The sequence below is a fragment of the Nonomuraea sp. NPDC047897 genome, from assembly GCF_043204415.1.
GTDB lineage: Bacteria > Actinomycetota > Actinomycetes > Streptosporangiales > Streptosporangiaceae > Nonomuraea.
The window spans coordinates 130,948-153,021 of sequence record NZ_JBIDCC010000002.1 but is presented as its reverse complement, the minus strand read 5'-3'; the positions used below and the strand labels follow the sequence as shown (position 1 = coordinate 153,021).

General features: G+C 73.7%; 21 protein-coding genes. 10 read left to right on the top strand and 11 right to left on the bottom strand.

Translation table 11 applies throughout. From position 1 onward, the window contains the following. Positions 1-20: 20 nt before the first annotated feature. Entirely contained in the window at positions 21-1,115 is a 1,095-nt protein-coding gene (locus tag ACGF0J_RS04125; RefSeq protein ID WP_393141970.1) for a ring-opening amidohydrolase, read from the bottom strand. Positions 1,116-1,328: 213 nt separating this feature from the next. Here ACGF0J_RS04125 and ACGF0J_RS04120 point away from each other — a divergent pair, with 213 nt between their 5' ends. Together ACGF0J_RS04120 and ACGF0J_RS04115 are read left to right on the top strand one after the other, a co-directional pair. Further along, complete coding sequence (locus tag ACGF0J_RS04120; protein WP_393141969.1) at positions 1,329-2,051, top strand: alpha/beta fold hydrolase; 723 nt, start codon at positions 1,329-1,331, stop codon at positions 2,049-2,051. A 175-nt stretch (positions 2,052-2,226) separates the two neighbouring features. After that, the gene (locus ACGF0J_RS04115) at positions 2,227-3,336 is read left to right on the top strand and encodes an aromatic acid exporter family protein (protein ID WP_393141968.1); all 1,110 of its coding nucleotides are present in this window, start codon (positions 2,227-2,229) and stop codon (positions 3,334-3,336) included. A 22-nt stretch (positions 3,337-3,358) separates the two neighbouring features. Here the strand turns inward: ACGF0J_RS04115 and ACGF0J_RS04110 are convergent, their stop codons facing one another. After that, positions 3,359-4,525 (bottom strand): pyridoxal phosphate-dependent aminotransferase, encoded by a 1,167-nt coding sequence (locus ACGF0J_RS04110; RefSeq protein WP_393141967.1) that lies wholly within the window; start codon positions 4,523-4,525, stop codon positions 3,359-3,361. A gap of 76 nt (positions 4,526-4,601) precedes the next feature. On the opposite strand from ACGF0J_RS04110, the gene ACGF0J_RS04105 reads away from it, so the two are divergent. The 4 genes from ACGF0J_RS04105 to ACGF0J_RS04090 are packed head-to-tail and all read left to right on the top strand — an operon-like array spanning position 4,602 to position 7,161. Continuing rightward, on the top strand, positions 4,602-5,555 hold the full coding sequence (locus ACGF0J_RS04105; protein ID WP_393141966.1) for a DUF418 domain-containing protein: 954 nt from the start codon (positions 4,602-4,604) through the stop codon (positions 5,553-5,555). Further along, entirely contained in the window at positions 5,515-6,312 is a 798-nt protein-coding gene (locus tag ACGF0J_RS04100) for a carbon-nitrogen hydrolase family protein (RefSeq protein ID WP_393141965.1), read from the top strand. Before ACGF0J_RS04105 ends, ACGF0J_RS04100 begins: the two co-directional genes overlap by 41 nt. 10 nt (positions 6,313-6,322) lie before the next feature. After that, complete coding sequence (locus ACGF0J_RS04095; protein ID WP_393141964.1) at positions 6,323-6,769, top strand: hypothetical protein; 447 nt, start codon at positions 6,323-6,325, stop codon at positions 6,767-6,769. Then, on the top strand, positions 6,766-7,161 hold the full coding sequence (locus tag ACGF0J_RS04090; RefSeq protein ID WP_393141963.1) for a hypothetical protein: 396 nt from the start codon (positions 6,766-6,768) through the stop codon (positions 7,159-7,161). Before ACGF0J_RS04095 ends, ACGF0J_RS04090 begins: the two co-directional genes overlap by 4 nt. Before the next feature lie 21 nt (positions 7,162-7,182). On the opposite strand, the gene ACGF0J_RS04085 is transcribed toward ACGF0J_RS04090, so the two are convergent. Together ACGF0J_RS04085 and ACGF0J_RS04080 are read right to left on the bottom strand one after the other, a co-directional pair. Next, entirely contained in the window at positions 7,183-8,673 is a 1,491-nt protein-coding gene (locus ACGF0J_RS04085; RefSeq protein ID WP_393141962.1) for a carboxyl transferase domain-containing protein, read from the bottom strand. Between the two features lie 73 nt (positions 8,674-8,746). Continuing rightward, entirely contained in the window at positions 8,747-9,904 is a 1,158-nt protein-coding gene (locus ACGF0J_RS04080) for a CaiB/BaiF CoA transferase family protein (protein ID WP_393141961.1), read from the bottom strand. Between the two features lie 72 nt (positions 9,905-9,976). Here ACGF0J_RS04080 and ACGF0J_RS04075 point away from each other — a divergent pair, with 72 nt between their 5' ends. Beyond that, positions 9,977-10,534, top strand: a complete 558-nt coding sequence (locus ACGF0J_RS04075) for a uridine kinase (protein WP_393141960.1) — start codon at positions 9,977-9,979, stop codon at positions 10,532-10,534. A 155-nt stretch (positions 10,535-10,689) separates the two neighbouring features. On the opposite strand, the gene ACGF0J_RS04070 is transcribed toward ACGF0J_RS04075, so the two are convergent. The 5 genes from ACGF0J_RS04070 to ACGF0J_RS04050 form a co-directional block, all read right to left on the bottom strand. After that, complete coding sequence (locus ACGF0J_RS04070; protein ID WP_393141959.1) at positions 10,690-11,643, bottom strand: aminoglycoside phosphotransferase family protein; 954 nt, start codon at positions 11,641-11,643, stop codon at positions 10,690-10,692. A gap of 198 nt (positions 11,644-11,841) precedes the next feature. Then, on the bottom strand, positions 11,842-13,023 hold the full coding sequence (locus ACGF0J_RS04065; RefSeq protein ID WP_393141958.1) for a DegT/DnrJ/EryC1/StrS family aminotransferase: 1,182 nt from the start codon (positions 13,021-13,023) through the stop codon (positions 11,842-11,844). Beyond that, entirely contained in the window at positions 13,020-13,793 is a 774-nt protein-coding gene (locus ACGF0J_RS04060; RefSeq protein WP_393141957.1) for an amidohydrolase family protein, read from the bottom strand. The genes ACGF0J_RS04065 and ACGF0J_RS04060 overlap by 4 nt, the downstream gene beginning before the upstream one ends. After that, on the bottom strand, positions 13,790-14,488 hold the full coding sequence (locus tag ACGF0J_RS04055; RefSeq protein ID WP_393141956.1) for an amidohydrolase family protein: 699 nt from the start codon (positions 14,486-14,488) through the stop codon (positions 13,790-13,792). The genes ACGF0J_RS04060 and ACGF0J_RS04055 overlap by 4 nt, the downstream gene beginning before the upstream one ends. Before the next feature lie 10 nt (positions 14,489-14,498). After that, a complete protein-coding gene (locus tag ACGF0J_RS04050; protein WP_393141955.1) occupies positions 14,499-16,475 on the bottom strand; it encodes a PQQ-binding-like beta-propeller repeat protein in 1,977 nt (658 codons plus the stop codon). An 86-nt stretch (positions 16,476-16,561) separates the two neighbouring features. Here ACGF0J_RS04050 and ACGF0J_RS04045 point away from each other — a divergent pair, with 86 nt between their 5' ends. Genes ACGF0J_RS04045 through ACGF0J_RS04035 form a run of 3 tightly spaced genes read left to right on the top strand, consistent with a single transcriptional unit; the run spans position 16,562 to position 20,085 of the window. Next, positions 16,562-17,338: an amidohydrolase family protein gene (locus ACGF0J_RS04045; RefSeq protein WP_393141954.1), complete on the top strand. Its 777-nt coding sequence runs from the start codon at positions 16,562-16,564 to the stop codon at positions 17,336-17,338. Further along, a complete protein-coding gene (locus ACGF0J_RS04040) occupies positions 17,335-18,051 on the top strand; it encodes an amidohydrolase family protein (protein ID WP_393141953.1) in 717 nt (238 codons plus the stop codon). The genes ACGF0J_RS04045 and ACGF0J_RS04040 overlap by 4 nt, the downstream gene beginning before the upstream one ends. 54 nt (positions 18,052-18,105) lie before the next feature. Further along, positions 18,106-20,085, top strand: coding sequence for a hypothetical protein (locus ACGF0J_RS04035; protein WP_393141952.1), 1,980 nt, complete (start codon positions 18,106-18,108; stop codon positions 20,083-20,085). A 62-nt stretch (positions 20,086-20,147) separates the two neighbouring features. Here ACGF0J_RS04035 and ACGF0J_RS04030 read toward each other — a convergent pair whose 3' ends face one another. Together ACGF0J_RS04030 and ACGF0J_RS04025 are read right to left on the bottom strand one after the other, a co-directional pair. Then, positions 20,148-21,128 carry a dihydrodipicolinate synthase family protein gene (locus ACGF0J_RS04030; RefSeq protein ID WP_393141951.1) on the bottom strand — a complete coding sequence of 327 codons (981 nt, stop codon included), beginning with the start codon at positions 21,126-21,128 and terminating at the stop codon, positions 20,148-20,150. 28 nt (positions 21,129-21,156) lie between these two features. Further along, on the bottom strand, positions 21,157-21,921 hold the full coding sequence (locus tag ACGF0J_RS04025; protein WP_393141950.1) for a carbohydrate ABC transporter permease: 765 nt from the start codon (positions 21,919-21,921) through the stop codon (positions 21,157-21,159). Positions 21,922-22,074 lie beyond the last annotated feature (153 nt).

Below are 22,074 nucleotides of genomic sequence, written 5' to 3'. Positions count from 1 at the left end.
GGTGCGGGTCAGGGAGCGGGTCAGGGAGTGGAGATGGCCGCCACCGGGCCGCCGCCCGACGGCCCCTGGTGAACGGCGGCCACCGACACGAACACGGCCGGGTCGCCGGTGACCGCGGCCGCCACGCCGCCCACCGCGGCCTTGATCTGCCGGTGCCAGTGGACGTCGGAGTCGTCGAGCATGATGTTGCGCCGGCCCCGCACCCGGCCCGACGGGTCGGCCTCGCACTTCATGAAGACGTTCACCAGGCGGTCGCCCAGGTCGGACGGGTGGGGTCGGTCGGGCAGGGCGAGGCCGGAGTCGCGGATCGCCGCCCAGATGCCGTCGGCGTCCAGCGCGTCCCTCATGACGCCGTGCCCGATCCGGTACCGGCCGCCGATGCCGCGGACGTTGCCGACCAGCACGATCTGCGCCCGGTCGAGCTCCACCCCGGAGGAGCAGGACGCGACCGACGAGTAGAGGGACAGGTCCTTGTGGATCTGGTCGGCGCGCGGCATCTCGATCTCGCCGAGGGCGACGGCGATGCCGAGGGCCGTGGTGGAGTTCGACAGGTCCATGGAGGGGCCGGTCTCCTCGATCACGGTGTCCTTGCCGCGGCTCCTGGCGTCGGTGATGGTGGCGAGGGTGAGCAGCGGGGTCTTGGTCTGCACGTAGTGGACGTCGCGCGGGTCGTCGATGCCGGCGATCTTCATGGCCTCGCGGACGCCGGCCGCGACCTTCCCCACCATGGCGGGCCGGCCGATGTCCTCCGGCAGGATCACCTCGCTCATCGCGACGCCGACCGACACCCGAGGCTCGTCCGACGGCACGGCCGTGGCGGGGTCGAGGGTCGCGAACACGGTGGCGTGCGGGCTGAGGACGCCGTCGGTGCCGCCCGACCACACCAGCGGCACGTTGTCGGGCGCCGGGTGGCCCTTCCTGGCGAGCACCTCGCGGAAGGCCCGGTCGGCCAGGATGCGCGTGTAGTCGTTCACGCCGCCGTTGCCCTCGGTCTTGCCGATGACCGCCAGGACGCGGTGTGCCTCGATCACCCCGTCGTCGATGAGCCGCTCCAGGCCGGAGGCGTCGGTCACGCTCTCGATCGGCACCTTGCGCACTTCAATCGGATCCGGCATCGTTCGCCCTCTCTGCACCTGTCCGGCGGGACACCCCACCACGTGCCCGGCACGCGGCCACCCCACGCGGGCCTCCGCGCGAAGGACGCGCAAAGATCCCGCAGAGCACCGCAGGACCACGACGCTACTCAGCCTCGGCGCCCGTTTTCATGGGCAATGTCTGCCCAAGGACGCGGCTCCCGCCTGTGGGACGGGGCCGGGTAGGGTGCGGACGTGATTCACGCAGCGGACGTCAACGGGATCAGTCTCACCTTCCGTGCGGAGGGGGACGCCGCGGCGCCCCCGATGGTGCTGCTGCACGGCCGCACCGCCGACCACAACGACTGGAACGGCGTCACCCAGCACTTCGCCGCCCGCCACCACGTCATCGTGCCGGACCTGCGCGGGCACGGCGCCAGCGGACGTCCGGACGGCTACCTGCTGCCCGACATGGCCGGTGACGTCGCCGCCCTCCTCGACCACCTCGGCCTCGACCGGGCCACGGTGGTGGGCCACTCCCTGGGCGGCGTGGTCGCCTGCGTGCTGGCCGTACGCCATCCGGACCGGGTGGAGCGGCTGGTGCTGGAGGACGCCCCGCCGCCGTATCCGCTGGAGGGGCGGCCACCGCTGGTGGAGGACGGCTCCACGCACTTCGACTGGCGGATGATGCACGAGACCGAACGGCAGCTCGTCCGGCCGGACCCGGCCTGGGCCGAGGCGCTGCGGCGGCTGGAGGTGCCGACGCTGGTGCTGTCGGGCGGCTCGGCCAGCCCGTTCCGCTCCGAACGGCTCGCCGAGCTGATCCCCGGCGCGCGGCTGGTCACGATCGAGGTCGGCCATCTCATCCACGTCGGTGACCGCAGGGCGTTCCTGCGGGCCGTGGACGACTTCCTCACCGACACGGGCGCGGGCACCGCCACGGGCACCGGCAGAGGCGCGGGCGCGGGCGTCAGCTGAGGCAGACGCGGAACAGCCCTCCCGGCTCCTTGTCTCCACTTGTCTCCACGCGCACGACAATGGGGTCAGTGGGACGTACGGCAGGCGGCGAGCGGATCACCCGGCGAATTCGGGGAAAGGATTCACGGGTGTGTGGCTTGACCGTAATGTCACCCGGATCGGACAGGGTGGAGGAGTGAGGACCAGGCTCGGCGAGCACGCGCGGGCACGGCGGGAGGCGTTCGCGGTCGTCGCGCCGTCGATCGCGCAGGCCGCCGTCGGCGCCGGCCTCGCCTGGACCATCGCCGTCAACGTGCTCGGCCACTCGCGCCCGTTCTTCGCCCCGATCGCGGTGCTGATCGGCCTCGGCGTGGGCCTGGGGCAGCGGCTGCGCCGGGTGGCCGAACTGGTCGTCGGGGTGAGTCTCGGCGTCGGCGTCGGCGACCTGCTCGTGGCCTGGATCGGGTCCGGCCCGTGGCAGATCGCGCTCGTGGTCGCCCTGGCCATGACCACGGCCGTGCTCCTGGACGGCGGCGCGCTGTTCGTCGGGCAGGCGGGCTCGTCGGCGGTGCTCGTCGCCGCGCTGCTGCCCGGCGACGACTCCGGCGGGCTCGACCGGATGCTCGACGCCCTCACCGGCGGCCTCGTCGCCATCGCCGCCGTCGCGCTGCTGCCCGCCAGCCCGTTCTACCTCGCCGCCCGGCACGCCTCCACCGTGCTCGACGCCCTGTCCACGGTCCTCGAACGGGCCGCGCAGGCGATCGAGTCACGCGACGCCGACCTCGCGGCCGAGGCGCTGGAGGAGGCGCGCGGCACGCAGCACGCCATCGAGGAGTTCCAGCAGGCGCTCGCCACCGGCAAGGAGATCGCCACGATCTCGCCCCTGCACTGGCACCGCCGCCCCCGGCTCGCCCGTTACGAGCGGGCCGCCGTGCCGATGGACCACGCGATGCGCAACGCGCGCGTGCTGGCCCGCCGCACCCTGGCGGCACTCGGCGAGGCCGACCCGCCGTCCGCCTCGCTCGCCGAGTCGCTGCGCGAGGTGTCGGAGGCGGCCCTGCTGCTGCACCTGGAACTGGCCGCGGGCCGCGAACCCGAACTGGCCCGGCAGGCGCTCGCCGCCGTCGCCGCGCGGCAGCGCCCCGAACGGCTCGGTTTCTCGGCCGACGTCATCGTGGCGCAGCTACGGTCCATCGTCGTGGACCTGATGCTGGCCACGGGCGCCGAGCCCGAGGAGGCCGGAGCCGCACTCGCCCCGCTCGACTCCCGCACCCGCGACCGCAAAGGCCCCGAACAGCCCGAATAGCGCCCAAGGAGCCGCGGACAGGTCAGGCCGACAACCGCTTCAGCCGCGCCACCGCCTCGTCGATCACCTCGTCCTTCTTGCAGAACGCGAACCGGACGAACTGCCTGCCCCGCTCCGCGTGGCTGTAGAACACCTGCGTCGGGATGGCCACCACACCCGCCAGCTCCGGCAGCCGCCGGGTCAGCTCAAGCCCGTCGGCGAAGCCCAGCGGCCGGATGTCGGTCTGCACGAAGTAGGTGCCCGCCGGCCGCAGGACGTCGAACCCGGCCGCCGCCAGCCCCTCCATCAGCCGGTCCCGTTTGTCCTGCAGCTCCGCCCGCAGCCGCGCCACCCAGGCCAGCTCGTGCCGCAGGCCGTGGGCGACGGCCAGTTGCCAGGGCGCGCCCGCGGTGAACGTCGTGAACTGCTTGACCGTCGCCACCGCCCCGACCAGCTCCGCCGGCGCGCACACCCAGCCGGTCTTCCAGCCGGTCACGGAGAACGTCTTGCCCGCCGAGGAGATCATCACCGTGCGCTCACGCATGCCGGGCAGCGTCGCCAGCGGCACGTGCTCCGTCCCGTCGAACGTCAGGTGCTCGTACACCTCGTCGGTGATCGCGATCAGCCCCCGCTCCCGGCACAGCTCCGCGACGACCTCCAGCTCCTCGCGGCTGAAGACCGTGCCCGTCGGGTTGTGCGGCGAGTTGACCAGGATCGCCCGGGTCCGTGGCGTGACGGCCGCCCGCAACTCGTCCGGGTCGAACGTGAACCGCCCCGCCACCGGCCGCATCGTCACCGCCACCAGCTCCGCCTGGGAGAGCGCGACCGAGGCGGCGTAGGAGTCGTAGTACGGCTCGAAGGCGATCACCTCGTCACCCGGCTCGCACAGCGCCAGCACGGCGGCCGCGATCGCCTCGGTGGCGCCGACCGTCACCAGCACCTCGCCGTCGGGCGCGTAGTCGAGCCCGTAGTGCGCCCGCCGGTGCTCGGCGACCGCCCGGCGCAGCTCCGGCACCCCCGGGCCCGGCGGATACTGGTTGGCGCCCGCCCGGATGGCCCGCACCGCCTCGTCGAGCATCGCCTGCGGCCCGTCTGTGTCGGGGAACCCCTGACCGAGGTTGATCGCACCGGTCCGGGCGGCCAGCGCGCTCATCTCCGCGAAGATCGTGGTGCCGAACACGCGCATGCGCGCCACAAGTGCATCGTTCACGACCTCAGACTATTAGGCTCGTCCCCTGGTGACCCGGCCGTCCGCCGGGACGTTTCGCCGTAGGGTGGTTCGTCTGGTGGCCAAGACGCGCATTCGCGAGCTGGACGCCCTCCGCGGTTTCGCGGTGGGCGGCATCATGCTGGTCAACACCTGGCAGCACGCGGTGAACGGCGTGCCGGCCGACGCCCGCAACGGCCTCGACTGGACGATGCAGGCCATGGTCCAGGGCCGGTTCTACCCCATCTTCTCGCTGCTGTTCGGGATCAGCTTCGTGCTGTTCCTGGAGCGGGCGGGCCGGTGGATGCTGCTCCCCCGGCTGTTCTGGCTGTTCTGGATCGGCATCGTGCAGCACACCTTCTACGAGGGCGAGGTGCTCACCGACTACGCCTTCTACGGGCTGCTGGTGCTGCTGCCCGCGTCGTTCCTGTCGAGCGGGCCGCCCGTCCTCGTGCTGGGCATCGCGGTGGTCGGCTGGGCGCTGGGACAGGACAGGTCCGCGCTGCTCCTCATCCCCGGCCTGTTCCTGATCGGCATGGCCCTGATGCAGATGCGGCCGTCCCCGCGGCTGCTGTGGCCCGGCTTCGCCGTGAGCGCCGTGGCCGCCGTGCTGCTCACCGCCGCCTACGAGACGGCCGGCGGCGGAGTCGTCTACCGGCTCGCCGCGCTCGCCGGAGCCGCCGCCTTCATCACCGGGATGCTGCTGCTGCTCCGCTCCCGCTGGGCGGGGCCGATCTCGACGGCGCTGGAGCCGCTCGGCAGGATGGCGCTGACCAACTACGTCACCGGCACGGTCGTCATCGTGCTCACCGGGGGGCTCCTGCACGCCGACCCCACCCGCTGGTCCGTCCCCGTCATCGCGGCGGTCACCCTGGTGGCGCAGGCGGAGGCCGGCCGGTGGTGGCTGGCGAGGCACCGGTACGGCCCGCTGGAGTGGGTCTGGCGGTGCCTGACCTGGTTCAGGCCGGTGCCGAACCGGCTAGAGTCGGGCCGTGACCACAATCGCCCTCTGCCAGATCCCGGTCTCTCCTGATCCGGCGGCCAACCTCAAGCGGGTCCGCGAGGCGCTCGCCAAGGCAGCCGGCGCAGACCTGGCGATCTTCCCCGAGGCGACGCTCACCCGCTACGGCCGGCACATCACCGACCTGGCCGAGCCGCTCGACGGGCCGTTCGTGTCCGGCCTGGCCGAGGCCGCCCGCGAGCACCACACGGCCGTGATCGCCGGGGTGTTCGGCCCCGGAGACCGCCCGGGCCGCGTGCGCAACACGGCCGTGGCGCTCGACGCCTCCGGCGAGCTGCGCGCCGCCTACCACAAGATCCACCTGTTCGACTCGTTCGGCGCGAAGGAGTCGGAGCTGGTCGCGCCCGGCGCCGAGCCCGTCGTCGTCGAGCTGGCCGGGCTCCGCGTCGGCCTGGTCACCTGCTACGACGTGCGTTTCCCCGAGCTGACCCGGGCGCTCGTCGACCGGGGCGCCGAGCTGTTCGCGGTGATCGCCGCCTGGGGCTCCGGGCCGCTCAAGGAGGACCACTGGGTCACCCTCGTCCGGGCCCGCGCCCTGGAGAACACCACGTGGACCGCCGCAGTCGGCCAGGCGCCCAACCCCGCCGAGTCCTCCGACGGGTTCGGCGTCGGCCGCAGCATGCTGGTCGACCCGCTCGGTGTCGTCCGCGCCGACCTGGGCACCGCCCCCGGCGTGCAGGTCGTCCAACTGGACCACGAGGCGACCGCCGCCGCCCGCGCCACCCTGCCCTGCCTCGAACATCGCGTACTAGGGGTCAACAGATCGTAAAGTGGGAAGCGTGAGCAGAACGCAGATGCAGAAAGTGGTCCCGCCGCGTCTGCTCGTGCCCTATCTCTCGGGCAAGCGCACGGTCATCTCCGGCTACGTCTACCGGGTGCAGGACTGCGAGCGGCTGACCACCCCCCGTGACCTCTACTTCGGCCTCGACCTGTCGTTCGACGGCTCGGAGCTGACGGCCGACGTGCCCGAGCTGTACGTCCTGCGCTGGCACACCCGCGACGTCGACACCTACGTGGTGCCGTACGGGCCGCACATGGGCGGCGACTGGAGCGATGTGGCGCCGTTCGCCGGCAACGGGTTCACCAGCTCGGCCCAGCACGCGGTGCCGCAGTTCCACACCGTGCCGATGCCGATCCCCGCCGGCGCCGAGATCGTGCACGTCACCGCGGCGGGCGAGCGGCCGTTCGCCTCCTACGACGGGCTCACCTGGCGGCAGGCCGCATGAACGCCGACCTGACCCCCGTGGCCTCCGGTTTCGTCGCCCGCTACGGCGAGCGCACCCTGCCCGCCGCGCTCGGCCCCGACAGCGACGAGGTCGTGCTGTTCAGCGAGGAGGAGCTCGACGGGTTCGAGCAGGCGTCCGGCTACTGGCGGCGCACGGTGCGCCGCGCGGAGCTGGAGTGGCTGACGCTGGTCCGCACCGTCGGCGCGTTCGGCGGCGAGCCGTGCGTCGTGCTCGACGAGGACGAGGACGGCCTGCACATCGCCTACCTCGGCCACAGCGGGATGAAGGCCGAGGCGCTCGGCTACTGGATGGTCGACCACGGCGCCTACGAGGTCGTGGTGCCGCGCGAGGAGGTCGTGTCCCTCCGCGTCGAACGCGTCCCCGTCCCCTGAGCGCGTTCCGCGCGGGGGCTGTCAGGGGAGGCCGAGCGTGCGGAAGCGGGCCTGGCGGGCGGCCAGGCGGGTGTCACGGTCCTGCCCGAGCAGCCCGGCGATCTCGTACTCCAGCGCCCGCCCCACCCGCTCGCAGAACGCCCGGTGCTCGTAGGCGGCGTCGGGCACCTCCGGGATGACCCGGTCCACCACCCCCGAACGCCTCAGATCGGTGGCCCGCACCCCCTGCGCCTGGGCGATCTCCGGCGCGAAGTCCGTGGACCGGTAGAGGATCGCCGAGGCGCCCTCCGGCGGCAGCGGCGACAGCCACGCGTGCTGCGCGCACAGCACCCGGTCGGCCGGCAGCAGCGCCAGCGCCGCACCACCCGCGCCCTCCCCCAGCAGCAGGCAGACGGTCGGCGCCGGGAGAGTCACCAGGTCGGCCAGGCAGCGGGCGATCTCGCCGGCCAGCCCGCCCTCCTCCGCCGCCTTCGACAGCGCCGCCCCCGCCGTGTCGATCACGGTCACCAGCGGCAGCCCCAGCTCGGCGGCCAGCCGCATGCCGCGCCTGGCCACCCGCAGCCCCGCCGGACCCAGCGGCGAGCTGGACCGCTGCCGGTGCCGGTCCTGCCCCAGCACCACCGCCGGGGCGGCGCCGAACCTGGCCAGCGCGAGCAGCAGCCCCGGCTCGTTCTCCCCCACCCCCGTGCCGTTGAGCGGGGTGACGTCGGCGGCGGCCAGCTTGAGCAGGCTGCGGACCCCCGGCCGGTCGTCGCGTCGCGACCGGGTGATCGCCTCCCACGCCTCGACCGGCCGCAGGTCCTCCTCGGGCGCCACCCCCGGCTCCAGGCCGCTGGTGTCGGCGCGCAACACCGAAAGGGCCCGGATCGCCACGTCACGCGCGTCGGCGGCCGACACCACGGCGTCGATGAGACCGTGCCGGTAGAGGTTCTCGGCCACCTGCACCCCCTCCGGGAACGGGTAGCCGTGCAGCGACTCGAACACCCGGGGCCCGAGGAACCCGACGAGCGCGCCCGGCTCGGCCGCCGTGACGTGCCCGAGCGACCCCCACGACGCCAGCACCCCGCCGGTCGTGGGATGGCGCAGGTACACCACGTGCGGCAGACCCGCCGCGCGGTGCGCCTGCACCGCCGCGGTGATCTTCACCATCTGCACGAACGCCGTCGCGCCCTCCTGCATGCGCGTGCCGCCGGAGGCGGGCGCGGCCAGCAACGGCAGCCGCTCCGCGGCCGCCCGCTCCACCGCCAGGGTGATCCGCTCGGCCGCCGCCACCCCGATCGACCCGGCCATGAACGAGAACTCGCTGGCCACGACCGCGACCCTGCGCCCGTCGAGCAGCCCCTCACCGGTGACGACCGCTTCGTCGTACCCCGACTCGGCCCGCGCCGCGGCCAGCTCCTCGGCATAGGAGGAACCGGGCACGGCCGGGTCGACGGGGGGCGCGTCCCACGACTTCCACGACCCCCTGTCGAGGACCGTGTCGATCAGTGCGCGCGCGTCCGGTCGGCTCACCAGTGCTCCTTACTGTCATGCGGTGCTGCAATGTTGACGCACGAACGCACCGGCCGGTGCCATGAAATGCCGATCATCTCTCTCGCGCTTCGAGCCAGGCGAGCACCGCGTCGCCGTCCTGGCCGAGTGACGGCGGCGCCGTGTGCGCCGTCCCGGCGACCCCGTCGAAGCGCAGCGGCGGGCCCGGTAGCTCGATCCGGCCCAGCACCGGATGGTCCACCTCCACGACCAGCCCCTGCGAACGCGTCTGCTCCCAGGAGTAGACCTCGTCCAGCGAGCGGATCGCCCCCGCGGGCACGCCCGCCTCGCCCAGCCGGGCCAGCCAGTGGTCGCGACCGTGGGCGGCCAGCGCCTTCTCCATGTCGGCGATCAGCTCCTCGCGGTGGGCGAACCGGTCGCGGTTGGTCGCGTAGCGCGGCGCGCCGGGGTCGATGCCGAGCAGCGCGGCGGTCCTGCGCCACTGGCCCTCGTTGGCCACGGCGATCTGCAGCAGGCCGTCGGCGCAGTGGAACGCCCCGTAGGGGGCGATCGAGGCGTGGTGGTTGCCGTTGGCCCCCGGCACCTGCCCGGCCACGGTCCAGGCGGTGCCGTGGTAGGAGTGCACGCCGGTCACCGCGGCCAGCAGGGAGGTGCGGACCACCCGTCCGTGGCCGGTGCGTTCGCGCTCGTAGAGGGCGGCGGCGACGCCGTACGCGCCGTGGATGCCGGCGAGCAGGTCGGCGATCGAGGCGCCCACCCGGTACGGCTCGTCGCGCGAGGGGCCGGTGAGCGACATGAGGCCGGCCTCGCCCTGCGCGATCTGGTCGTAACCGGGCCGGCCGCCCTCCGGGCCGTCATGGCCGAACCCGGTGATCGACAGGATGACGAGGCGCGGGTTGAGCGCGTGCAGGCGGTCGACGGGGAAGCCCAGCCGGTCGAGGACGCCGGTGCGGAAGTTCTCGACCAGCACGTCGCTCTGCCGGACGAGCCGCTCGACGAGCCGCCTGCCTCCGGGGGACTTCAGGTCGACGGCGATGGACTGCTTGTTGCGGTTGGCCGCCAGGAAGTAGGTGGATATGTCGTGATCTGGCCCGACGAAAGGCGGTCCCCACCCGCGCGACTCGTCACCCCCGTCCGGATGCTCCACCTTGATCACTCGTGCCCCGAGATCGCCCAGCATCTGGGCCGCGTGGGGCCCGGCGAGCGCCCTCGACAGGTCCAGCACCACGATGTCACCAAGAGGTCCGGGCACGGTCGTCCTCCAGCCTGGTTCGCGGGGAAGGACATTCTCCCCCTTCCCCGGCATGTCCCCTAGCCTGGGTGCGTGCAAGCACTTGCCGACCGCATCCTGGCGCTCCCGCCGTCATGCGGGCCCGTCCGCCTCGTCGCCGTGGACGGCCCGGCCGGGTCCGGCAAGACCACGTTCGCCGGCCGGCTGGCGGCGGCGCTCGGCTGCCAGGTGGTGCACAGCGACGACTTCCCGGTGCCATGGGAGGACGGACCCGGACCGTGGTTCGGCGCGCTGGAGGACCAGGTGCTCCGGCCGCTGCGGCGCGGCCGGCCGGGCGCGTTCCGCCGTTACGACTGGGAGCGCGGCGCGTACGCGGAGGTCGTGCCGGTCCCCGCCGCGCCGGTGCTGATCGTCGAGGGCGTCGGGACGGCCCGCAGGCGGGCCGCCGCGCTGACGGCGTTCGCCGTCTGGGTGGAGGCGCCGGAGGCGCTGCGGCTGCGGCGGGTGACCAGGCGCGACGGCCCCGGCCTGGCGGACCGGTGGCGCGTCTGGTTCGAGGCCGAGCGCGCCTGGTTCGCCGAGGACGGCACCCGCGAGCGGGCCGACCTCGTGCTCGACGGGCGCCGTCCCGTCCCGTCCGGCGCCGGGTAGGGGGGCGCGCCGCCGTCACCTTCTCGCTCCTTCTCGGCCACGAGGCCGGCCCTTTACAAAGTAGATTTCTTTGGACTTTTCACGGCAGGCCCGAGCAAGACGCTCGATGACCGTGAACCTGCCCGGACAGGTCAGCCGGCGGGGAGTCCGGGCTGTCAGCTGTCCATGCCACCGGCGAAGGGCGTCGTCTGCCACTGGTCGACGGCGGGCTTGAGGTACTCCATCAGCTCGGGCAGCTGCGGGACCAGCGTGAGGGTGGCGATGACCCGCAGCATGCCCAAGGCGTTGACGAAGGCGAGGACCTCCTCGTCGAGCGGCCTCGTGCCGTTGCGTCGTGCGCCACGGTTGTAGGCGGCTTGGTGTTCGGGTCCGAGAGCGGCCAGGTCCCACTCGACGGGCCCCAGCGTGACCAGTTCGAAGTCGGCGTAGAGGTCGCCGTCCACCGCGTTGAAGATGTTCGCGGGCGGGGAGTCGCCGTGGATGGGCTGGAGGCCGACGCCGGGGAACCGGGCCTCGAAGGCACTGCGTGAGCGTACGAGGGGTTCGAGGAGCTGCCATTCGCGGCGGGCCCGGTCGAGCTCGGCCGCTCCGATCAGGTCGGGATGCTGGTCGAGCAGGGCGAGGCTGCCCGCGATGAACCGCGGGTCGGCCGCCGACAGGAACTCCAGGCGGTGGCCCGGGTAGGCGCGCAGTGCCGCGTGCAGGTCGGCGGTGCTCTCGGCGTTCGCGACGTAGTCGGGTTCCTTGTCCCGGGCCTCCTCGACGAACGGCCAGAACGTCATCGAGAACCCGTCGTGCTGCACGGGTTCGCGCGGCACGAGCGGGCTTGGGGCGATCACAGGAATCTTCCGGTCGGCCAGCCACCATGTGACATCCAGTTCGTCCTGCTGGCGGCGCGCGAGGGCGGCCAGGTCGTCCGGACGAGGCAGAACGGTGGGGATCCGGGCCACGACCGGCGAGGGAGCCAGCTGGACGACGACCGAGAAGACGTCGTGGAGCACCGTGGGCTCGGTGACGGTCAGGCCGAGCCCACGCCCGGCCTCGACGGCTGCCTCGACGGCGGCGGAGGTGCGGTCGGCGCGCTGTTGTGGTGTCAGGAAGGTGGTCATGAATCGTTCTTCCTTCTGTCGAGGTCGCGCCCTCAGCTTGCGCTACCACGGCCGGCTCGGATAGCCCTTACCCGGCAAGGGCCGGACTACGTCGACGCCGTCCTGGCGGGCCGTGGCCTCCGGCTGAGCAGACCTCCCGGCGCCGCGGCGCACCCGGGCATGGCACACCTCGGCGGTCAGGCGGCGGTCAGGCGGCGGTCAGGCGGCGAGCACCTTGGCGAAGGCCTCGGCGATGTCCGCGGCGCGGGCGGGATCGTCCATGAGCATCGGCTGGCGTACCCACACCACGCTCCGGGCGGCCTCGGCGGCGGCCGGGCACGGCTCGGCGCGGGCCCCGGCGCCGGTGAGCGCGTCCATCGTGCCCAGCGGCGGATATCCGGCGTCCAGCGGCACCCCCTCGGCGGCCATCGCGGCCAGCAGGAAGTCACGTCCCACGGAGGCGTCTACCCGCAGCATGAGCAGGTGGCGGGAGTCGCGGGTGGTGCCGGGCGGGCGGGGCACCACGGTCACCGGCGGACCCCCGGCCGAGCCGCCTGCCGGCAGGTGCGCCAGCTCGCGTTCGACGGCCGAGCAGAAGGCCTCCCGGCGGGCGACCTCGCCGTCGAGCCGGTCCAGCCACGGCAGCAGCAGGGCGGCCTGCACGTCGGTCAGCCGGAGGTTCCAGCCGACGGAGGGATGGCCGTACCACTGGCCGCCCAGGTCGCGCCCGACGTTGCACGCCGACCAGATCGCCCCGTGCACCGCCTCGTCCCGGCAGACGATCAGCCCGCCCTCCCCCGCGGTCATCGCCTTGCTCGACTGGAAGCTGTAGACGCCCGCGTCGCCGATGCCGCCGACCGGCCGATCCCGGTAGGCGGCGCCGTGCGCCTGGGCGGCGTCCTCGACGACCGCCAGGCCGTGCTCGGCCGCCAGGGCGGTGAGCGGGTCCATGTCGGCGGGGCTGCCGGCGAGGTGGACCGGCATGAGGGCCGCGGTCCGGCCCGTCAGCGCGGCGCGTACGGCCTCCGGCGACAGGTGCAGGTCGGCCGGGTCCACGTCGGCGAGCACGGGTGTGGCGCCGGCGAGCAGCACCGCGGTGGCCGAGGCGACGAAGGTGTAGGCCGGCACGATCACCTCGTCGCCCGGCCCCACCCCCAGCCCGCGCAGCGCGGCGAACAGCCCGAGCGTGCCGTTGGCGACCGGCACCCCGTAGGGCACGCCGGACCGGCGGGCGAAGGCGGCGGCGAGCTCACCGGACACCCGGCCGCCCTGGGCGGCCCCCCACAGGCCGCTCTCCAGCACCTCGGTGACCAGCCTGCGTTGCGCGGCGTCGAGCGGCGGCGGCCAGGAGGGCCACGGGTCGGCGCGGACGGGGGTGCCGCCGTGCAGGGCGAGGGTCACGGGATGTCCCTTCGGGTGGCGGAGCCTGGGTTGAGGTCGAGGATGCGCGGGCCGAGGATGCGGGCGAGGTTGCCGCCCTGGACGAGCGCCCGGTCGGCGGCGGAGAGCGGGGCGAGGGCGACGCGGCCGTAACCGGTCCTCAGGTCGAGGAAGCACGCGTCGGAGCCGAACACCACCCGCTCGGCGCCGGCCGTCGCGACCAGCCGGGCGATCCACCGGCCGGTCATCTTGGACCCGCATACCTCCAGGTACAGGTTGGGGTGGCCGGCCGCCAGCCGGGCCGCGCGGTCGAACCCGTACGGCCAGAGCCCGGTGTGCCCCATGAGCAGGGGAACGCCGGGATGGCGGGCGGCGACGGCGGCGAACAGGGCGGGGTCGCTCCACGGCGAGTCGGTCTGGCCGTGGGCGAGGACGGGCAGGCCGAGCCGCCAGACGGGGTCGTAGCGGGGGTCGTCGAGCGGGCACTGGTGGACGTCGGGGTGCAGTTTGATCCCCCACACGCCGTCGCGGGTCAGGGGTGTGCGGTGGTGCGGGTTGTAGACCTGCCAGACGCCGAACCGACCCGGGAATCGCGTGGCGGCCTCCATGGCCAGCCGGTTGCCCGTCTCGGCGTCGGGGCCGACGGCGAGCAGGTGGCTGACGCCCATGGCGGTGACGCCGATCGCGTCCATCGTGGCCACCAGGCCCTCGGCGGTCGGATCGGGGATGAGGAAGTCGGGCCAGGTGCCGATGTGGCCGTGCGCGTCGAGCACCGGCGGGCCGGGGGTCACAGCAGCCTGCCCAGCGAGCCGGCGGCGATCAGCTCGACGTCGGCCGGCTCCAGGTCGAGGTGGTCGAGCAGGAAGCGCGGGCCGCAGTCGTCGGCCACCGGCGCCCCGGTGCCGAACACGAGCCGCCCGGCGCCGAACCTCTCGGCCAGCCACTCGACGCCGCGCTGGGTGTTCACGGTGCCGATCTCCACCCACGCGTCGGGGCTCGCGGCCATCAGCTCGGCGAGGGCCCGCAGCCCGCGGTAGCCGGGGTTGAGCACGAGGAGGCGCAGTCCGGGCAGCCGCTCGGCGAGCGTGCGGAGCGCCGCCGGGGAGGTCTCGTCCAGATCGATCGCGACGGGCAGGCCCAGCTCCGCCAGCCAGCGCAGCGCCACGGGCCCGGTGAGGTCGAAGCGGTGCCGCTGCGGGCAGAGCCTGATTAGCCGGACGCCCCACTCCAGCACCTCGGCGGGGGCCGACGGGGCGGACGCCCCCGGCACGCCCGGCACCACCACGGGCACCGGCACGAGCCGGGGGTCGGCCAGCCGCAGGAGGGCGTCGTTGCCGGCCTGCGGGTCGGAGTAGAGGCTGAGCGCGTGCGTCACGCAGGCGCGGTCGATGCCCAGCCGGTCCATCTCGGCCCGCGGGTCGGCGGGCAGGTCGTCGAACGGGACGGGGCCGATCAGCCGGTGGGCATCGATCACGAATTTCGGCACAGACCGAAATCTAGTTGCTGGCCGGTGAGACGGTCAAGGGCGGGCAGGCCGGGTCCAGCCGGATCTTGGCGAGGTCGCGGCCGACGAGCGCCCAGGCGTTCCAGCTGCCCGGCTCGAAGTGGAGCTGGGGATTGGTGTACCACTCGTCACCGAGGCCGGTGGCCAGCAGCTTGGCCTCGACGCCCAGCACGTAGGCGTTGCCACCGCCGCGGAAGACGGAGGTGAAGACCTTGCCCCGGTGGACGGTCAGCTCGCCGTACCCGGCGATCATGCCCTGGCGCACCACCTTGCGGGTGGTCAGGTCCATGGCCATCCAGGCGCCGGAGTCTCGCTTGTAGACGCCGTACAGCAGGTTGCCGTGCACCTTGATGTCCTGGAACGTGCGGTGGCCGGGCATCGGCTCCACCCGCCAGAGCACCTTGCGCGACCTGAGGTCGAAGGCCGCGACCGAGGCGGTCGTGTGCACGGGCGGGACACCGCCGCCGCCGAGCACGTCACCGCCCAGGTAGACCACGCCCCGCTTCGCGTCGAGCGAGAGGCTCATGAGGCTCTGGTCGGGGATGACGTCCACATAGACGTCGGCGGCGCCGGTGTCGGGGTCCACCACCGACAGGGCCCCCTTGAGGTTCGCCCCGAGCGGGGCGCTGGCCACCAGCAGCTTGTCGGTTACCGGGTCGTACTCGATGTCCCACGGCCGCTGCTGGCCGTGTCCCAGGAACGCCACGCCGCGCACCTCGTCGGTGTGCAGGTCGATGGAGATGATCTGTCCACTGGGGTACATGGCGGCGTAGATCTTGTCGCCCCGCCGCACCAGGTCCTTGGGCTCGCCCGGCACCCTGAACCGCCGCTTGTCGCCGGTGCGCAGGTCGCGGACCTCCATCGAGAAGTGGCCGCCGACGTACACGGCCCGGTTGGGGACGAGGAGCATGCTCTGCGGCCGCTCGGTGCCGGCGGGCAGCCCCGCGTCGAGCAGGTCCGTGAACTCCGACGCGCCGGTGCGCGGGTCAAGCGTCCACACGCCGCCGCTGCCCGCGAAGCCGATGAGGGCGTGCTCGCCGGCCGGATGGATCAGCCGGGTCTCGTCGCCGGGCGCGGGCGCTTCGGCGACCTTGGTGAGCGCGGTGTCACCGGTCCGGTACCGGTGGACGGCGCCGTCCGGTCGGGAGGTGGCGTAGACGGTGCCGTCGGCCGCGACGGCCAGCGCGTCGAGGCTGCCCGAGTCGAGCCTGACCCGCCGGGGGTCGGAGCCGTCCTTGCGCACGTCGATCAGCTCGCCTCCGGCGGCCGCGAGCACGCGGTCGCCGTGCAGGGTGACGACGCCCACGCCGGTGGGGGCGGTCGCCAGTTCCTGGACGGCGCCGCTGGCCCGGTCGATCCGCACCAGCTTCGCCTTGTCGAGCAGGCCCGCGTAGACGTGTCCGGCGTCGGCGGCGACCGCGCGCGCGTACCGCTCGCCCTGGGCGAGCACGCCGAAGTCACGGACCGCGCCAGTGGCGGGGACGTACTCGAAGACCCGGCCGCCGGGATAGGTGCCCGCGTAGAGGGTGCCGTCGGGGGCGGCGGCCAGGCTCCACACGTAACCGCCGTTGCGGCCGAAGGAGTGCAGGTGGCGCACCTCGCCGGTGGCGATGTCGAAGCTGTAGAGGTCGGGCACCGGGTAGGTGCCGACGTACACCTTGCCGCCGGAGACGGCGACGCCCCAGCCTCCCTCCGGCTCGCCCGTGGCCGGGCCGTCGGGGAGGGTGACACTCCTGATCACCTTGCGGGTGCTCAGGTCGAGTTCGGCGAGCACGGGCGGCTTCGGGCCGCGGGTCACGACGTAGGCGCGCCCGTCGTGCACGGCCGAGCCGACGATGGCCCCGGTGACCGAGGCCGGGCCGTACGTGCGTACGGCCGGTTCGGCGCAGGTGGCGGCGGCCTGTGCGGCGGGGGCGGTGAGGAGGGCGGGGAGCAGCCCGGCCACGGCGGCCAGGACACGTCGGAGCATGCCGAGCACCTCGCGTTCATTTCCGTTCGATTTAGGTCCAGACCGTAACTTTATGAGCGCGGTACGTCAATGGCATGATGGCGCGCATGACGACAAGGGATGGGACCGGCACGGCGTTCGACGCGTGGAGGCTGATCGGGGACCTGGAGGTGACGCTCGACGTGGACGTGCTCGTGGGCGCCTATCCGGATCGCGACGGCCCGCCAGGCGCGCCCGGCCAGGTGCTCGCCACGCTGGCCCGGCACCGGATCCGGGCGGGCGCGGCGGCGAGCCTGCGCGCGGCCCTGTTCGACGTCCGCAGCGGCAACGACGAGGCGCTGGCGCTGCGCGCGCTCCGGGCGGAGGGGTCGGCGTTCGTCCCGGTGGGCGCGGTGGACCTGCGCGACCCGATCCGGGCGGCGCGCGAGCTGGAGCGGCTGGCGGCGCAGGGCACCCGGGCGGTCCGGCTCTTCCCCGAGGAGCAGGGCGTGGAGGCCGGCTTCCCGTCCGTCCGGCACGTCGCGCGCCGCGCGACGGCGCTGGGCCTGACCGTGCTCACCGGGGGTGACGTGCGCAGGTTCTGGCGGCCGTTCGCGGGGATCGGCGCCCGCGTGGTCTTCCTCGACACGCACTTCTACCATCTGGGCGACTTCCTGGTGGCGGCCGCCGACGAGCCGGGGTTCCACACCTCCACCCGGCTGCTCAACTCCCCCGACGCGCTGGAGACCGTGGCGGCGGAGGCCGGCGCCGACCGCCTGCTGTACGGCTCGCGCGCCCCGCACTGCGAACCGCTCGTCCCCCTGCTGCGCCTGGCCACCGGCGGACTGAAGCCCGACGAGGTCGCGGCGGTGGCCGGCGGCAACGCCCGGAGGCTGCTCTCATGATCATCGATGTGCACGCCCACTGGGGGCCGTGGTTCTTCACCATGGACGTGGCCGAGGCGAACCTGGCCGTCATGGACCGCTACGGCATCGACCGGGCCGTCATCTCGGCCACCGAGGCGGTCATCTACGACGCCCCCGTCGGCAACCGGGCCCTCGCCCGGGTGCTGGAGGGGCAGGACCGCCTGCTCGGCTACGTCACGGTCAACCCGCGCCGGTTGCGCGAGGCGGCCCGCGACCTGGACGCGTACCTGCCCACCGGCCGGTTCGTCGGCGTGAAGATCCACACCGACTACACGGGGTCACCCGTCACCTCGCCGCAGCTCCGGGAGGCCCTGGCGCTCGTCGCCGAGGCCGGCTGCCCGGCGCTCGTGCACACCTGGGGCGCCTCCGTGCTGGACCTGGCCCAGGTGTGTCTGGACACGCCGGGGCTGCGGGTGATCGCCGGGCACATGGGCGCCGACGGTTTCCGCTACGCCATCGAGGCCGCCGCCGGGTGCGACCGGCTCTACCTCGAACCGTGCTGGTCGCACGCCCCCGCCGGGCGCATCGCCGAGGTGGCGGCGGCCGTGGACGGGCGCCGGCTGCTGTTCGGCACGGACGCCACGCTCATCGATCCGTCGTCGGCCTTCGGCGCGGTGGCGGCGGCGGGACTGTCCCCCGAGGCGGCCGAGCGGGTCGCATGGCGCAACGCGGCCGGCCTGTTCGGGATCTAGACATTACGGACGGGCCCGTTATAGCGTGCGGCAAACTTCACCAGGGAGCCGCACATGATCCCCCGCCGTCGATTCCTGCAGGCGGCGGCCACCACCACGGTGGCCGCCACCCTGCCCGCCGCCCTCTCCCCCGCCACCGCGCAGGCCGCCGCCGCACAGGCCGCCGCACAGGCCTCGCACGCAGAGGGGACCGTCACCGACCTGGGCCCCGCCAGCGTCGCCAGCCCACTCGGCAACGCCGAGATCGTGGGCGACGTCCTCTACGCCGGATCGCGCGGCCTGTCGCCCAACGTCGTCGGCGCGTACGACCTGTCCAAGGATTCGGTCACGACCCATTTCGACATCCCGACGGGCATCGGCATCTGGGCGATGTGCCGGGCCGGCACCGACGTCTACGCCGGCACGCACGCCCGCTCCGACCTCTACAAGATCGACACCGTGGCGGGCACGGTGACGAAGGTCGCCGAGTACCCCGACCACTTCATCTGGACCATGGCCGCCTCCCCCGACGGGAAGATCTACCTGGGCACCTCGGAGCCCGGCCGGGTCCGCGAGTACGACCCGGCCACCGGCACGAGCCGCGACCTGGGCGAGGCCAGCCCCGGCGAGTCGTACGTGCGCAGCATCCAGGCCGACGAGACGCACGTCTACGCCGGCGTCGGCGCGAACGCCCATCTCGTGGCGATCGACCGCGCCACCGGCGAGCGGCGCGACCTGCTCCCGCCGGAGCTGGCCGACCGCGACTGGGTGTCGAGCATGAGCGTCTCGGCCACCCACATCGCCGGCGGCATGAACTCCCTCGCCGAGGTCGTCGTCCTGGACAAGGCCGACCCCACCCGCTACAAACTCGTCAAGGCCACCGCGCCGGGCGAGAAGTACATCGTCTCGGTCCTCCTCCACGACGGGTACGTCTACTTCGCCGGCCGCCCCACCGGCACCCTCTACCGCTACTCGATCGGCGAGGACCGCCTTGAGGTGCTCGGCGTGCCGTACTTCGAGGCCGCCACCCACCGCCTCCTCGCCCACCAGGGACGCGTCTACGGCGTGCAGGACAGCGCGGTCTTCGTCTACGACCCGGCCACGGGCACGACCGACTACCGCAACCTGGTCCAGCGCGGCTTCCGGGCCGCCCCCGAGGAGCCCATGTCGGTCCACTCCGACGGCGGGCGCGTCTACGTCGGCGGCAAGAGCGGCGCCGACGTGCACGACCTGGCGACCGGCAAGGTCACCCGGCTCGGCATCCCCGGCGAGCCGAAGACCATGCTCACCGTGCGCGACACCACCTACATCGGCGTCTACACCCAGGCCGCCCTGTACGCGCACCGCCCCGGCCAGGCCGAGGCGAAGCTGCTCGCCCGGGCCGGCAACCAGCAGGACCGGCCGCGCGACCTCGCCTACGACGCGCGCACCGGGCTGATCGTGATGCCCACCCAGCCGGAGCCCGGCCACATCAACGGCGCGCTGTCGCTCTACTCCCCCCGCACCGGGAAGCTGGAGACGTACCGGCCCGCCGTGGAGCGGCAGACGGTCTACTCCGTCGTCACCCGGCGCGGCACGGCCTACCTCGGCACCCTCATCCAGGAGGGGCTGGGCCTGCCGCCGGTCACCACCACCGCCCGGCTTGCGGCCTGGGACCTGACCGGACGCCGGCTGCTGTGGCAGCTCGAACCGGTGCCGGGCGCGCGCTCCATCACCTCCCTCGCGCTCGGCCGGGCCGAGACCATGCTGTACGGCATGGCGAGCACCGGCGAGGTGTTCGAGTTCGACCTGCGCGCCCGGAAGGTCACCAGGACGCTCAAGGTGGGCGCCAAGGGCGCTGAGCTGTTCGTCACCGGCGGGGTGGCCTACTGCACGGACGGCGACAAGGTGTACAAGATCGACCTGCGGTCGTTCACGGCGAAGGCCATCGTGACGGGACTGGCCGGCCAGTGGTTCGGCGGCGAGCCCAAGCTGGCCCTCGACCCCTCGCGGCGCGCCCTGTACGGCCTGCGCGGCCGCAACCTGGTCCGCATCGCCATCTCCGGCCGCCCCTGACGCCTCTCATCGCGCTCGTCAGGCCCGGGGCCCGCCCGCCCACCGTCCGGCAGTGTTCGGTCTCACCGACCGTCCGCCCGGGTGCGGCCCCGGTGCCGGACCACCTCGGCGCGTTCCGCCTCGGGCAGCGGCGGGCCGTACGGGTCGTGCGCGTACGCGCCGGGGACGCGGCCCTCGGCCGCCGCCAGCCACAGCATGCGCTGGACGTACCCCTCCATGGGCTCGGTGAAGGTGGCCCCGGCGAGCCGGTCGAGACGGGCGGACGCCTCCTCGAACGCGCGCAGGTCCCGGCCCCGGAAGGCGGCCAGCACGGCGGCCGTGATCTCCACGCCGGCCGCGGCGATGCCCACCAGCGCGGCCTCGGCGCCCCACAGCAGGGAGGGGCCGAACATGCGGTCCTCGCCGGTGATGGCCAGCCGGCCGGCCTGCCTGGCGAGCGCGATGGCGCGCTGGCAGCCCATCGCGTCGGAGAGCAGGGCCGTCTTGAGCGCGGCCACGCCCTGGTGGGCGAGGATCGCGGCGAGCACGTCCGGCGGGCACGGCCTGGTGTAGAGGTCGAAGGCGACCATCGGCAGCCCGGACGCCCGCCAGACGGCGTCGTGCAGCGCCACCCGGTCGCCCGCCGCGGGGAACACCAGGACGCCCGCCGCGCCCAGCCCGGCCGCCACCCGCGCCTCGGCGACCGTCCGCTCCACCGCCGCCTCGACGGCCGCGTCCTCCGCAGCGGCCGCCTCCATGGCTGCCTCGGTGGCCGTCCGGCCGGCGCGTGGGGCGGCGGGGTGACCGCCCACGCCGACGAGCACCGGGACGCCGAGCGCCACGGCCCGCTCGATCACGCCCGCGCGGGCCTCCGGCGCCAGGAACGGTCCCCGGCCCGTGTGGGCCAGCACCGCCAGGGCGCCGGCCCCGTCGGCGACCAGCCCGGCCAGGTAGCGGGCGGCCACGTCGAGATCCACCTCGCCGTCCGCCGTCATGGGGGTGGCCGCGGCCGCGATCAGGGAGCCGCGCAGGCGGTCCCGGAGACTCTGTGCCGAGATGTGCATCCCAGAGAGCTTAGGCCAGCATGCCCGGCTACTTGAGGCCGGTCATCGCGATGCTGTTGACCAGGTAGCGCTGGAGCAGGAAGAACACCACCAGGCAGGGCACCACCGAGATGGTCGCCGACGCCATGAGCACCGACAGTTGCATCTCCTCCGTCCGCAGCGTGGTCAGCCCCACGGTGAGCGTCCGCGTGGTGTCGCTCTGGCCCACGATCAGCGGCCACAGGAAGTCGTTCCAGTGCCACAGGAACACGAACACCCCCAGCGTGGCCAGGATGGGCCGGGTCAGCGGCACCACGATCGTCCAGTAGACCCGCAGCTCGGAGGCGCCGTCCACCTTGGCGGCGTCGAACAGCTCGTCCGGCAGGCCGAGGATGAACTGGCGCATCAGGAAGACCGCCTGGGAGTTGGCCAGCGTCGGCACGATCAGCCCCCAGAACGTGTCCACCCCGCCCAGCTCGTTCACCAGGACGAACGTCGGGATGAGCGTCGCCTGGAACGGCACCATCATGGTCGCCAGGAACGTCCAGAACATCGCGTCCCGGCCGGGGAACCGCTTCTTGGCGAAGGCGTAGCCGGCCATGGAGGCGGTGAGCAGGATGACGACCACGGACACCGCGGAGTAGACCAGCGAGTTGACCGTCCACGAGGCGAACCCGGTGGACGACAGCACCCGGGTGAGGTTGTCCAGGGTGAGCGATTCGGGCCACTGCCCCGGCACGGTCGGCCGGCCGGCGGGCGACAGCGCGACGACCACCATGGCCACGAACGGGCTGACGGTCAGCAGCGACAGCACGCCCAGCAGGGCGACGAGCGGCCACCTGGCCTTCGGGCGGGGGGGGGGGGGGGGGGGGGGGCCGCCGCGCGGCGCGGCGGCGGGGGGGGGGGGTGGCGGCCGCGGGCTGGACGATGGCGGCGCCCAAGCCGAGGCGCTGGCGCCCCGCCCCTC

What these genes read in the sequence shown, in the direction of transcription:
- ACGF0J_RS04045 (WP_393141954.1), top strand. Translation starts at nt 16,562, where the DNA reads ATGACGACAAGGGATGGGACCGGCACGGCGTTCGACGCGTGGAGGCTG.
- ACGF0J_RS04125 (WP_393141970.1), bottom strand. Translation starts at nt 1,115, where the DNA reads ATGCCGGATCCGATTGAAGTGCGCAAGGTGCCGATCGAGAGCGTGACC.
- ACGF0J_RS04090 (WP_393141963.1), top strand. Translation starts at nt 6,766, where the DNA reads ATGAACGCCGACCTGACCCCCGTGGCCTCCGGTTTCGTCGCCCGCTAC.
- ACGF0J_RS04050 (WP_393141955.1), bottom strand. Translation starts at nt 16,475, where the DNA reads ATGCTCCGACGTGTCCTGGCCGCCGTGGCCGGGCTGCTCCCCGCCCTC.
- ACGF0J_RS04070 (WP_393141959.1), bottom strand. Translation starts at nt 11,643, where the DNA reads ATGACCACCTTCCTGACACCACAACAGCGCGCCGACCGCACCTCCGCC.
- ACGF0J_RS04040 (WP_393141953.1), top strand. Translation starts at nt 17,335, where the DNA reads ATGATCATCGATGTGCACGCCCACTGGGGGCCGTGGTTCTTCACCATG.
- ACGF0J_RS04030 (WP_393141951.1), bottom strand. Translation starts at nt 21,128, where the DNA reads ATGCACATCTCGGCACAGAGTCTCCGGGACCGCCTGCGCGGCTCCCTG.
- ACGF0J_RS04035 (WP_393141952.1), top strand. Translation starts at nt 18,106, where the DNA reads ATGATCCCCCGCCGTCGATTCCTGCAGGCGGCGGCCACCACCACGGTG.